The sequence below is a fragment of the Klebsiella sp. HMSC16C06 genome (assembly GCF_001808325.1).
Lineage (GTDB): Bacteria > Pseudomonadota > Gammaproteobacteria > Enterobacterales > Enterobacteriaceae > Klebsiella > Klebsiella variicola.
Map to the genome: position 1 here is coordinate 126,293 of NZ_KV793004.1, position 11,878 is coordinate 138,170.

Here is an 11,878-nt window from a genome sequence, read left to right on the forward strand (position 1 = left end):
GGGTAAGGCTGAGGCGATTTTCCCGGCTTGCGCTACGCTGAGCCGGGCTACTGAGTTGCCCCGGTAAGCGGCGCGCAACCGCGGGAATTCATAGATGGCCGTGATGAACGGCAATGACTAGCTAAACCAGGTGCCGTGTCGCCAGTGGCGACGCCAGATCAGCGCCAGAGACAGGCCGCGCAGGGCGAGGAACACCGCCAGCGCCAGCCACAGACCGTGGTTACCGAGCAGCGGGACCGAAAGCAGCGTTACAGCAAACCCCGCCGCGGCGACCGCCATGCTGTTCCGCATCTCCGCGCCGCGTGTGGCGCCGATAAACATGCCGTCCAGCAGATAGCACCAGACGCCCACCACCGGCAGGATGGCCTGCCAGATCAGATAGCGATCGGCCAGCTGCTGCAGAGAAGGCAGCGAGGTTAACAACGCGATGATGTACTCCCCCGCCAGGCTATAAATCAGGGCAAACGCCAGCGCCACCATGCCAGACTGCCGGCAGGCCGCCCGCCAGACTTCCAGCAGCTGGCTGCCGTCGCGCGCGCCGTAGGCCTGGCCGGAGTGGGCCTCCACGGCATAGGCAAAGCCATCCAGCGCATAGGCGGTAAAGGTCAGCATGGTCATCAGTACCGCATTGACCGCCACAATGTCGCTGCCCAGACGCGCGCCGTACACGGTCAGCGCGCCAAAGCACAGCTGTAGCAGCAGGGAACGCAGCATGATGTCCCGATTCAACGCCAGCAGACGGCGCAGATCCCCGCGCCAGGCGTTTTTCAGCATTGCCAGCGACACGCCGCGCAGCGTCAGCACCCGCTTCGCCATCATCAGGCCAATAATGAGAGTGGCGTACTCCGCGGTGACCGTGGCCAGCGCCGCCCCCTGGACGTTCATCCGCAGGCCCATCACCAGCCACAGGTCGAGCACAATATTCAACAGATTACCGACCACCAGCAGAATCACCGGCGCCCGGGCGTACTGGACTCCCAGCAGCCAGCCGAGCAGCACCAGATTGGCCAGCGAGGCGGGGGCGCTGAGCCAGCGAATTTCAAGGAACCGCCGTGCCTGCTCAAGCACCGCCTCACTGCCGCCGACAATATGCAGAGCGAAGTTAATCAGCGGCAGGCGAAACAGGATGATGAGAACCCCGGCGCCCAGCGCCAGAGCCAGCGGCTGCACCAGCGCCCGCGCCAGTCGCAGCGGATCTTTGGCACCCCAGGCCTGAGCGGTGAGCCCGGTGGTGCTCATGCGCAAAAACAGCAGCAGCATGAAGAGGAAACTGGTAGCCGTCGCCCCAACCGCGACGCCGCCGAGGTATACCGGGCTGTCAAGATGGCCGATCACCGCGGTATCCACCAGCCCCAGCAGCGGGACGGTGATATTGGAGAAAATCATCGGGATCGCAAGGCGCCACAGCGCTTTATCGGCAGCGTTGAGCAGCATGTTCGGAGACCTGATTGAGGACAAACGTCGCAGCGTCATGCATCAGATGACGCTGCGCAGGGGCAGGCGTTACAGCCATTCTCCATTACGGATCACGCCAACGGCCAGACCCTCAATGGTAAAACTCTGCTGACGCAGATCGACAACGATAGGGGTAAATTCGCTGTTTTCCGGCAACAGTTCGACGACGTTACCCTGCTTTTTCAGGCGCTTCACCGTCACTTCGTCGTCAATGCGCGCTACCACTACCTGGCCGTTACGCACGTCCTGGGTTTTGTGGACCGCCAGCAGATCGCCATCAAGGATACCGATGTCTTTCATCGACATGCCGCTGACGCGCAGCAGGAAATCCGCGTTGGGTTTAAACATCGACGGGTCGACCTGATAGTGCCCCTCAATGTGCTGCTGCGCCAGCAGCGGCTCGCCGGCGGCGACGCGGCCGATCAGCGGCAGGCCATGTTCTTCTTCCGTCAGCAGGCGGATACCGCGAGAAGCACCGGAGACGATCTCGATCGCGCCTTTACGCGCCAGCGCTTTCAGGTGTTCTTCCGCCGCGTTTGGGGAACGGAACCCCAAGCGCTGAGCAATTTCCGCACGCGTCGGCGGCATGCCCGTCTGGCTGATATGATCCCGAATGAGATCAAACACCTCTTGCTGCCTGGTCGTTAACGCTTTCATTCCGCCCCCTGGGTGTATATACAGTTATGCTGTGAGTATATACAGCTACCGGTGATTTTGGAACCACATGGCACACAAAAATCGGCAGATTGTTTATATTTTGCGAGGCTTAGCGAAGAACGTTAATGATAATGGCTCCACAGCAGCGTTCCCCAGGTGATCAGTGCGATGATAATCGCCAGCAGGACCGCCGCCGATCCCATGTCTTTGGCGCGCCCTGAAAGCTCATGATATTCCGAGCCTATACGGTCCACGACCGCCTCAATCGCGCTGTTGAGAATTTCGACTATCATCACTAGCAGGACCGACCCAATCAGCAATACGCGGGTAATGGCGTCGACGTCCAGCCAGCAGGCTATCGCGACGGCCACGATGGCGGCGATACCTTCCTGACGAAACGCGGCCTCGTTGATCCACGCTGCGCGAAATCCTTTCCAGGAGTAACCTGCCGCCTTAATGATTCGGGTTAACCCGGTGGTATTATTGGCCATCACAAAACCTTTTTACGTAAATGACGTCGATGAGTGTACGCGTTTGCCGCGTGGTAACGGAAATTTTGCCCACTTTCTGTTATTCTTGCCGCGCATTTGCATGATTAACCAGAGGCTTCACATCGTTTATGTCCGGCTGGCAACGAATTTACTATAAATTACTGAATTTACCATTACGGGTGCTGGTAAAAAGCAAGTCTATTCCGGCAGAGCCTGCCCAGGAATTAGGACTCGATACCTCGCGTCCGGTCATGTACGTCCTGCCCTATAATTCCAAGGCGGACCTGCTGACGCTGCGCGCCCAATGCCTGGCGCATGATTTACCCGACCCGCTTGAACCGCTGGAGATCGACGGCGCGCTGCTGCCGCGTTACGTATTCATCCACGGTGGGCCGCGCGTGTTTACCTATTACACGCCAAAAGAAGAGTCCATCAAGCTGTTCCACGACTACCTCGATCTGCACCGCAACCATCCGGACCTCGATGTGCAAATGGTGCCGGTTTCGGTCATGTTCGGCCGCTCGCCGGGTCGTGAGAAAGGAGAAGTCAATCCGCCGCTGCGGATGCTGAACGGTATCCAGAAATTTTTCGCCGTCTCCTGGCTCGGCCGCGACAGTTTCGTGCGTTTCTCGCCTTCCGTGTCGCTGCGCCGCATGGCGGATGAGCACGGTACCGATAAGATCATCGCCCAGAAGCTGGCTCGCGTCGCCCGGATGCACTTTGCCCGCCAGCGCCTGGCCGCCGTCGGCCCGCGTCTGCCGGCTCGCCAGGATCTGTTTAATAAACTGCTGGCCTCGAAAGCGATTGCCCGCGCGGTGGAAGACGAAGCGCGCAGCAAGAAAATTTCGCATGAGAAGGCTCAGCAGAACGCTATCGCGCTGATGGAAGAGATTGCCGCGAACTTCTCGTATGAGATGATCCGCCTGACCGACCGCATTCTCGGCTTCACCTGGAACCGCCTGTACCAGGGGATCAACGTGCATAACGCCGAGCGCGTGCGCCAGTTGGCTCACGACGGCCATGAGATTGTCTATGTCCCCTGCCACCGCAGCCACATGGACTATCTGCTGCTCTCCTACGTCCTGTATCATCAGGGCCTGGTGCCACCGCATATCGCGGCGGGCATCAACCTCAACTTCTGGCCTGCCGGGCCGATCTTCCGCCGCCTGGGCGCGTTCTTCATCCGTCGCACCTTTAAGGGCAACAAGCTCTACTCCACGGTGTTCCGTGAATATCTTGGCGAGCTGTTCAGCCGCGGCTATTCCGTCGAGTATTTCGTCGAAGGCGGCCGCTCCCGTACCGGCCGTCTGCTCGATCCGAAGACCGGTACGCTGTCGATGACCATCCAGGCGATGCTGCGCGGCGGCACCCGGCCGATCACTCTGGTGCCTATCTACATCGGCTATGAACACGTGATGGAAGTAGGCACCTACGCTAAAGAGCTGCGCGGCGCCACCAAAGAGAAAGAGAGCCTGCCGCAGATGGTGCGTGGCTTGAGCAAGCTGCGCAACCTTGGCCAGGGCTATGTCAACTTCGGCGAACCACTGCCGCTGATGACCTACCTTAACCACCATGTGCCGGAGTGGCGGGAAGCCATCGACCCGATCGAAGCCATCCGCCCTTCCTGGCTGACGCCAACGGTGAACAACATCGCCGTTGACCTGATGGTGCGCATCAACAACGCCGGCGCGGCCAACGCCATGAACCTGTGCTGCACGGCGCTGCTGGCCTCGCGTCAGCGTTCACTGACCCGGGAGCAGCTCACCCAACAGCTGGAGTGCTACCTCGCGCTGCTGCGCAATGTGCCCTATTCGCCAGATGCGACGACACCTTCCGCTTCGGCCAGCGAGCTTATCGACCACGCGCTGCAAATGAACAAGTTCGAAGTGGAGAAGGACACCATCGGCGATATCATCATCCTGCCGCGCGAGCAGGCGGTGCTGATGACCTACTATCGCAACAACATCGCCCATATGCTGGTGATACCGTCGCTGTTAGCCGCCCTGGTGACTCAGCATCGTCAGCTCAGCCGCACCGAAGTGCTGCGCCATGTCGAAACGCTGTATCCGTTCCTCAAGGCCGAGCTGTTCCTGCGCTGGGAGAAAGCAGAGCTGGCCGGGGTGGTGGATGCATTGATTGCCGAGATGCTGCGTCAGGAGCTGATCGTCGTCGATGGCGAGGTGATGAGCCTCAATCCGTCGCACTCTCGCTCCCTGCAACTGCTGGCCGCGGGCGCGCGCGAGACGCTGCAGCGCTATGCCATCACCTTCTGGCTGCTGAGCGCCAACCCGTCAATCAACCGCAGTTCGCTGGAAAAAGAGAGTCGTACCGTGGCCCAGCGCCTGTCGGTGCTGCATGGCATTAACGCGCCGGAGTTCTTCGACAAAGCGGTGTTCAGCACCCTGGTGCTGACCCTGCGCGATGAAGGCTACATTAGCGACACCGGCGATGCCGAGCCGGAAGAGACCCTGAAGGTTTATCGGATGCTGGCGGACTTGATTACGTCGGATGTGCGGCTGACGATTGAAAGCGTCACGCAGGATGACGCGTAACGCGGTGTTTTCTGCCCTCGCTTCCCCCCGATACACCGGGGGGAAGCTGACAGGGGATTACAGGTAGCTCATCGCCAGACCCAGGAATAGCACCAGCCCGACGTAGTTATTGTTCATAAACGCTTTGAAGCAGTTATCGCGCTCGCGATTGAAGATAAGCTTCTGCTGCCAGCCAAACAGACCTGCCGCGACAAACAACGACCAGTAGTATTCCCAGCCCAGCCCATTCAGCCAGCCCACCGCGCCCATCAGCGCCAGCACGGCCACCTGCAGGATACCGATAATCAGACGATCGTTTTCGCCGAACAGGATCGCCGTGGACTTGATGCCGATCTTCACGTCGTCATCGCGATCCACCATCGCATACTGGGTATCGTAGGCCACCGCCCACAGAATGTTGGCGAGGAACATCAGCCAGCAGCTCAGCGGCAGCGATTCGCTAACGGCCGAGAAGGCCATCGGGATCGACCAGCCAAAGGCGGCCCCCAGCACCACCTGCGGCAGATGAGTGTAGCGCTTCATAAACGGGTAGACCCATGCCAGGGCCAGCGCCGCGACCGACAGCAGAATGGTCATGGTGTTGAGGGTGAGCACCAGCAGGAAGGAGAGCAACACCAGAACGATAAACAGCGTTCGCGCCTCTTTCTCGGTAACGTCGCCGCTCGGTAGCGGACGACGGGCGGTACGCTTTACGTGACCATCAAATTTTCGATCGGCATAGTCATTCACCACGCAGCCGGCGGCGCGCATCAGCCAGACGCCGGCGACGAATACCGCCAGGATCCACAGCGGCGGGACGCCCGGCGAGGCCACCCACAGCGCCCACAGCGTCGGCCACAGCAGCAGCAAAGCGCCGATCGGTTTGTCAGTGCGCATCAGGCGATGAAACGCCAACAGCTTATTCTGCGACAGACTCCACTCCATTTTTTCTTCCTCTTAGTACAACGGCGACGCAGGTAAAAACAGCTCGGTCAGCAGCAGGGGTTTGCCGCTCAGCCGCAGGCGGGAACGACGCCCCCACAGCGCTGCATCGCGACCAATTTCAATAAAATCGCGGGTTAATGTCGACGACGTGAACAGGTATCGGCCCAGCGGGATCTGCCCGAGCTGCTGTAGCGCCAGCTCCGGACCACACAGTGTCGACTCCGGCACCACCGTGCGCCCGGCCAGCCAGGGTTCGCCATCGGCATTGAGTATAATCTCCCGCAGCCAGTAGCGCGGCTCGTCAGGTAGCAGCGCCGCTTCGTCAGTCAGCGCCTCACGCTCAATATACCCTTCGTTAATCAGGGTCACGGTGACCTGCTTTCCTTGTTGCTCAAAGCGCTGGGTCATTGAGTCCTCCAGCAGCAGCCAGTCACTCAGGGGCGGCGCCAGGGATGGCATAACGGCAAAATAGCGCAGCGCACGCAGTCGCGTAAGCGCAGGATGGGACATGCCTGATTCTCCGGTACATAACGTGAAAGCATTGTATCGCAGAATAGGCGGTTGGTGGCGGGCAAACGTCAATATACGATCATTCACGCAACAGCCATGCAACAGGCTGCCGCGCGTGCAAAAAAAGGTGCATCCCGAAGGATGCACCTAAAGGCTGTGCCTAAACATCAGCATTGTGGGGAGACGATTACCCCTTGCCTTTTACACTGCTGATAAAGGTGGAACGAGCGGATTTCGAGCCGAGGCGCTCAGCTTCGTTCATCAATTTCAGGGCTTTGTCGATGTCACCTTGTTTCACCGCCTGCTTAATACCGTTGTTGAAGTAGGTTTCGGTATCGCTGAGCATCGGTTCGCTTTTGGCTGCCGGCGCAGCAGCAGCAGCGGCGGCTGGCGCGGCCACCGGCGCGGCGGTATTGCCGACGGTGACCGGACCCGGGCCGGAGGAGCCGAACAGCGGGCCCACCAGCACGCTGGAGGTGCTATTGGTTTTCACTTTCAGCTTCAGCACGCCATCGGTGGTATGTTTAGCGATCGGATCCGGGATATCCGGGGCCGCATTGCCGGCGCCTTTGGCATAGGCTTTCGCCGGATCCAGCAGGGTCGTGGTCTGCTGGAGATCTTTTTCAGTGGTAAACACCAGCACATAGAGTTTTTGCTGGCCCAGCGCCGGGGTCAGGCGCATCACGCCGCCCAGGCGGTCAGCGGTCATGACGCCCGGCTGCTGATAGGTAAAGTAGTTGCTGGGGAAGAACGCCGCTGGCGTCATGTTCTGATCCAGAATCAGCACGTTCGGCGCAAAAATCTGCTTATGTTTGTTCAGTTCGCTGTCGAGCGTCAGGGTCAGCTCACCGATATTGGCCGGTACGCTCCAGGCGGCGACCGGTCCGACGATCCCCGGGACATCCAGGCGTTGACCGCCGGTGGTTAAATCAACGCTCTGCGTCTTTGATTGATCGGCAGGCGTCCAGATCAGCTGCTGCAGCGCGCTGGCTGGAATAGACGGCGCGGCGCTGGTGTTCTGCGGTACAAAGTTAACATCGGCAAGGCTCATCCCCGGCACGCATGCCAACATCCCTGCGGATAAACACAGAGCGACGAGAGTTTTCTTCATTTTCATTCTTCTCACCTTGGATAGCATCGGTTTAGCGGTAGCCAGGCAATAGCGCGCTAACCCTGAATAGTCAGGAGGGGCTGACGCCCCTCCCAGGTTACACCCGTCCTGCGGACGGTATTACCACCACACTTCCATCTGGGCACCGAAGGTAACTTCGCTGTCGTCACCGCGGCTGGAGGTGTACATGCCGCTTCCGCTGCTGTCTTTGGTCTGCAGACCGGAGGCGTTGCTGTAACCCCAGTTTTCATCCCACTTCGCGTAGGTTGCGAAAATACGGATAGCCGGACGAGACCAGACGCTGTTGCCTGCCTGCCACTGTTGAGCCAGAGTAATTTTGTACTGGTTGTTGTTTTCGCTGGTACGCTGGGATTTCACGTTGTCGTAACCGATTTCCAGCTGGGTGCTCATGATCGGCGTCCATTTGTACATCGGACGGACACCCACGGTGTACCAGGTCGAACCGTTTTTGCTGTCCAGGTCCACGTCCTGGTACATCGCCACGTACATCAGGCCCCAGTCATCGTTGAAGTCCATCGCACCGTGATCCAGAACGCGGATCATGCTGCCGTTGTTATCGATGCTGGTCCCTTGAGAGTGGCCGCTGTTCCAGGAGGTCATTGCGTCGGTCGCGTACTGAACGACAAACTTGTTGAAGCCGCCCCAGATGGACTGAGTATGTTCACCGGTCCACATCCAGCCGTCTTTCGACGCGCCGTCTTCCAGGCGGTAGTCATCCTGCGGGTTCGCACGGCCGTAATCGACGCCTAACTCCAGCACGCCGCCCGGGTTGGTTTCCAGGCCCGCCAGACGGATGTCAAAGACGTCGTTGGCCGTTTTCGCTGCATATTTTTTGGTGTCATCGCTGGAGAAGGTATAAGAACCGCCGCTTTCTGAGTTACGGGTAGCGGCCAGAGAGAGCTTACCGAAGCCAAGGTCAACGTTTTCCAGACCTGCACCCGGGCCGGAGATATCCCAGTAGTAGAAGTCGATCATGTGAACGTCATGACGCTGATAGAAGCGTTTACCCGCCCACAGCGTGGAGCCCGGCAGCCAGTCGATCAGGTTTTTACCCTGGATGTTGGCTTCACGGAACGCCGGAGAGGTGCTTTCCCAGTCATCTTCCTGATTCACGGAATAGGCAACGTTAGTATCGAAATAAAAACTCTTATCCCCTTCTTTCCACAGTTCCTGGCCCAGCTTCAGTTCCGCATAGGTTTCACATTCGTTACCAAGACGGTATTTACTTTGAGCACCGGTCGCTTTGAAGCACTGTTGCTCGCCGCCGCTGCCGGTCCAGCCAATGCCGGAACGCGCGTAGCCATGGAAATCGACAGCCAGCGCCTGAGCAGACATTACGCCTGCTGCGACGGCGACCGCCAGAGGAAGTTTGCGCAGAGTAATCATCATTCTATCTCCTGAGATCATTGCTTTTCTTTGAACGCTTCGCCGGTGTACCGCCTGCCGGGTTCGCGCCTTTTTTTAATGGGAAGCCTTACACGCCCGGCTCTTTATGCAGCCGACGACAAGCGGTGCCATCCTCACGGAATAAGTGGCAACGTTCTGGCGGCAAACCGATGGCGAATGTGGCTCCCTCTTCTACCAACACCACGTCGTTCTGGCGGTAAACCAGGTTCTGACGGATGGCGGGGATCTGGATATGAATTTGCGTTTCATGACCGAGCTGTTCGACGACCTGAACCTCGCCTTCGAGGGTCACATCGGCGATATCGCTGGGCAGTAAATGCTCCGGGCGGATACCTAAGGACATGTTGGCGCCCACCTGAACGTTGGCGCTGTCCACCGGCAGCCAGACTTGCTGACGGTTCGGCAGTTCTACCTGCACCTGATCGATAGCCGTCGCCGTGACTTTGACCGGCAGGAAGTTCATCTTCGGCGAACCGATAAAGCCAGCAACGAAGCGGTCAGCCGGATAGTGATAGAGCTCCAGCGGTTTCCCGACCTGCGCCACACGGCCGGCGTCCAGAACCACGATCTTGTCGGCGAGGGTCATCGCTTCCACCTGATCGTGGGTGACATAAATCATGGTGCGGGCCAGTCGCTTATGCAGACGGGAGATCTCGATACGCATCTGGACGCGCAGGGCGGCATCCAGGTTAGAGAGCGGTTCATCCAGCAGGAAGACGCTTGGCTCTGCCACCAGCGTACGACCGATCGCCACACGCTGGCGCTGACCACCGGAAAGCGCTTTCGGTTTACGCTCCAGGAGATGCGCCAGCTGTAAGACCTCAGCCACCTGAGTCACACGCTGGTTAATAACCTCTTTTTTCGCGCCGGCCAGCTTGAGGCCGAAAGACATATTTTCGGCAACGGAAAGATGGGGATAAAGCGCATATGACTGGAATACCATGCCGATGCCACGTTCGGCTGGCGGCACGTCGTTCATCCGGGTATCGCCAATAAACAGATCGCCACTGGTGACGGTTTCCAGTCCGGCAATCATACGCAGCAGGGTGGATTTGCCGCAGCCCGACGGTCCAACAAACACGACGAACTCCCCATCCTGGATCTCGAGATTGATATCTTTAGATACCACCACGTCGCCCCAGGCTTTCGTTACATTTCGCAGCTGTACGCTCGCCATGCCCTTCTCCCTTCGTTACAACCTGTCACTTAAAGACACATTCAAGATGGGTCGACTATGCGGCATTCCTTAGGCTGGCAAATCCTCCACCCCCCGGCTTTTTTATGGGGGAGGAGATGGGAGGATGAGAGATTGCCTCTCGCCGCGGGGGATGGCGGACGCAGCGTGATTTCGTGATGGGGACGACAAAATTGGGCACTTTTTTCTGTGCTCCAGGACGCAATACGGCCGTTTTTGCAATGGAGATCACACAACCAGCGGGTGGGGCGTAGACCTGGGGAGGATGGAAAGGGGTTGTTAAAAAAGGAAACTCATCATCGTTAAGCCACCGAAGTGTATCCACGAGTACATCACCAAATAGGACGGGTATATGAAAATCAAAACTGGCGCTCGCATCCTCGCGCTGTCAGCACTGACCACGATGATGTTTTCCGCCTCTGCCCTCGCAAAAATTGAAGAAGGTAAGCTGGTTATCTGGATTAACGGCGACAAAGGCTATAACGGCCTCGCTGAAGTGGGTAAAAAGTTTGAAAAAGACACCGGCATTAAAGTTTCCGTAGAGCATCCGGACAAGCTGGAAGAGAAGTTCCCGCAGGTTGCGGCGACCGGCGACGGCCCGGACATCATCTTCTGGGCGCATGACCGTTTCGGCGGCTACGCACAGTCCGGCCTGCTGGCTGAAATCACCCCGGACAAAGCGTTCCAGGACAAACTCTATCCCTTCACCTGGGATGCCGTGCGCTTTAACGGCAAACTGATCGCCTATCCGGTGGCGGTTGAAGCCCTGTCCCTGATTTATAACAAGGACCTGGTGCCGAACCCGCCGAAAACCTGGGAAGAGATCCCGGCGCTGGATAAAGCGCTGAAAGCGAAAGGTAAGAGCGCGCTGATGTTCAACCTGCAAGAACCGTACTTCACCTGGCCGCTGATCGCTGCCGACGGCGGGTACGCCTTCAAGTTTGAAAACGGCAAATATGACGTGAAAAACGTCGGCGTAGACAGCGCAGGCGCGAAAGCGGGTCTCACCTTCCTGGTTGACCTGATCAAGAACAAGCACATGAATGCCGACACGGATTACTCCATCGCGGAAGCCGCCTTCAACAAAGGCGAAACCGCCATGACCATCAACGGTCCGTGGGCGTGGTCTAACATTGATAAGAGCAAGGTTAATTACGGCGTCGCCCTGCTGCCGACCTTTAAAGGCAAACCATCGAAACCGTTCGTTGGCGTGCTGAGCGCCGGTATCAACGCCGCCAGCCCGAACAAAGAGCTGGCGAAAGAGTTCCTCGAAAACTACCTGATGACCGATCAGGGTCTGGAAGCGGTTAACAATGACAAACCGCTGGGTGCTGTCGCGCTGAAATCCTTCCAGGAGAAACTGGAAAAAGATCCGCGCATCGCCGCCACCATGGCGAACGCCCAGAATGGCGAAATCATGCCTAACATCCCGCAGATGTCTGCCTTCTGGTATGCCGTTCGTACCGCGGTAATCAACGCCGCCAGCGGTCGCCAGACGGTCGATGCTGCACTGAAGGATGCACAGAGCCGTATCACCAAGTAAGAAAACGGCGGG

General features: G+C 58.4%; 10 protein-coding genes. 2 read left to right on the plus strand and 8 right to left on the minus strand.

Annotated features, from left to right (window positions below; translation table 11 throughout):
- Positions 1 to 117 precede the first annotated feature (117 nt).
- From dinF to HMPREF3142_RS14700, 3 genes are all read right to left on the minus strand, one after another.
- A complete protein-coding gene (gene dinF, locus HMPREF3142_RS14690; RefSeq protein WP_070612180.1) occupies positions 118 to 1,434 on the minus strand; it encodes an MATE family efflux transporter DinF in 1,317 nt (438 codons plus the stop codon).
- Between the two features lie 69 nt (positions 1,435 to 1,503).
- Positions 1,504 to 2,112, minus strand: a complete 609-nt coding sequence (gene lexA, locus HMPREF3142_RS14695) for a transcriptional repressor LexA (protein WP_004206291.1) — start codon at positions 2,110 to 2,112, stop codon at positions 1,504 to 1,506.
- Positions 2,113 to 2,234: 122 nt separating this feature from the next.
- Complete coding sequence (locus tag HMPREF3142_RS14700; protein WP_008807306.1) at positions 2,235 to 2,603, minus strand: diacylglycerol kinase; 369 nt, start codon at positions 2,601 to 2,603, stop codon at positions 2,235 to 2,237.
- A 128-nt stretch (positions 2,604 to 2,731) separates the two neighbouring features.
- Between HMPREF3142_RS14700 and plsB the strand changes: the two genes are divergently transcribed.
- On the plus strand, positions 2,732 to 5,155 hold the full coding sequence (gene plsB / locus HMPREF3142_RS14705; RefSeq protein WP_070612181.1) for a glycerol-3-phosphate 1-O-acyltransferase PlsB: 2,424 nt from the start codon (positions 2,732 to 2,734) through the stop codon (positions 5,153 to 5,155).
- 57 nt (positions 5,156 to 5,212) lie between these two features.
- On the opposite strand, the gene ubiA is transcribed toward plsB, so the two are convergent.
- From ubiA to malK, 5 genes are all read right to left on the minus strand, one after another.
- A complete protein-coding gene (gene ubiA, locus HMPREF3142_RS14710; protein WP_008807308.1) occupies positions 5,213 to 6,079 on the minus strand; it encodes a 4-hydroxybenzoate octaprenyltransferase in 867 nt (288 codons plus the stop codon).
- 12 nt (positions 6,080 to 6,091) lie between these two features.
- Positions 6,092 to 6,589, minus strand: coding sequence for a chorismate lyase (gene ubiC, locus HMPREF3142_RS14715; protein ID WP_008807309.1), 498 nt, complete (start codon positions 6,587 to 6,589; stop codon positions 6,092 to 6,094).
- A 187-nt stretch (positions 6,590 to 6,776) separates the two neighbouring features.
- Positions 6,777 to 7,706, minus strand: coding sequence for a maltose operon protein MalM (gene malM, locus HMPREF3142_RS14720; RefSeq protein WP_008807310.1), 930 nt, complete (start codon positions 7,704 to 7,706; stop codon positions 6,777 to 6,779).
- 114 nt (positions 7,707 to 7,820) lie between these two features.
- Entirely contained in the window at positions 7,821 to 9,110 is a 1,290-nt protein-coding gene (locus tag HMPREF3142_RS14725; protein ID WP_008807311.1) for a maltoporin, read from the minus strand.
- Between the two features lie 85 nt (positions 9,111 to 9,195).
- Positions 9,196 to 10,305, minus strand: a complete 1,110-nt coding sequence (malK, locus tag HMPREF3142_RS14730) for a maltose/maltodextrin ABC transporter ATP-binding protein MalK (protein WP_008807312.1) — start codon at positions 10,303 to 10,305, stop codon at positions 9,196 to 9,198.
- Positions 10,306 to 10,675: 370 nt separating this feature from the next.
- Between malK and malE the strand changes: the two genes are divergently transcribed.
- Complete coding sequence (gene malE, locus HMPREF3142_RS14735) at positions 10,676 to 11,866, plus strand: maltose/maltodextrin ABC transporter substrate-binding protein MalE (protein WP_008807313.1); 1,191 nt, start codon at positions 10,676 to 10,678, stop codon at positions 11,864 to 11,866.
- Positions 11,867 to 11,878: the final 12 nt, after the last annotated feature.

Excerpts from the sequence above, each read along its gene's own strand:
- ubiC (WP_008807309.1), bottom strand. The coding sequence starts at position 6,589 with ATGTCCCATCCTGCGCTTACGCGACTGCGTGCGCTGCGCTATTTTGCC.
- malE (WP_008807313.1), top strand. The coding sequence starts at position 10,676 with ATGAAAATCAAAACTGGCGCTCGCATCCTCGCGCTGTCAGCACTGACC.
- dinF (WP_070612180.1), bottom strand. The coding sequence starts at position 1,434 with ATGCTGCTCAACGCTGCCGATAAAGCGCTGTGGCGCCTTGCGATCCCG.
- HMPREF3142_RS14700 (WP_008807306.1), bottom strand. The coding sequence starts at position 2,603 with ATGGCCAATAATACCACCGGGTTAACCCGAATCATTAAGGCGGCAGGT.
- malM (WP_008807310.1), bottom strand. The coding sequence starts at position 7,706 with ATGAAAATGAAGAAAACTCTCGTCGCTCTGTGTTTATCCGCAGGGATG.
- lexA (WP_004206291.1), bottom strand. The coding sequence starts at position 2,112 with ATGAAAGCGTTAACGACCAGGCAGCAAGAGGTGTTTGATCTCATTCGG.
- HMPREF3142_RS14725 (WP_008807311.1), bottom strand. The coding sequence starts at position 9,110 with ATGATGATTACTCTGCGCAAACTTCCTCTGGCGGTCGCCGTCGCAGCA.
- ubiA (WP_008807308.1), bottom strand. The coding sequence starts at position 6,079 with ATGGAGTGGAGTCTGTCGCAGAATAAGCTGTTGGCGTTTCATCGCCTG.
- plsB (WP_070612181.1), top strand. The coding sequence starts at position 2,732 with ATGTCCGGCTGGCAACGAATTTACTATAAATTACTGAATTTACCATTA.
- malK (WP_008807312.1), bottom strand. The coding sequence starts at position 10,305 with ATGGCGAGCGTACAGCTGCGAAATGTAACGAAAGCCTGGGGCGACGTG.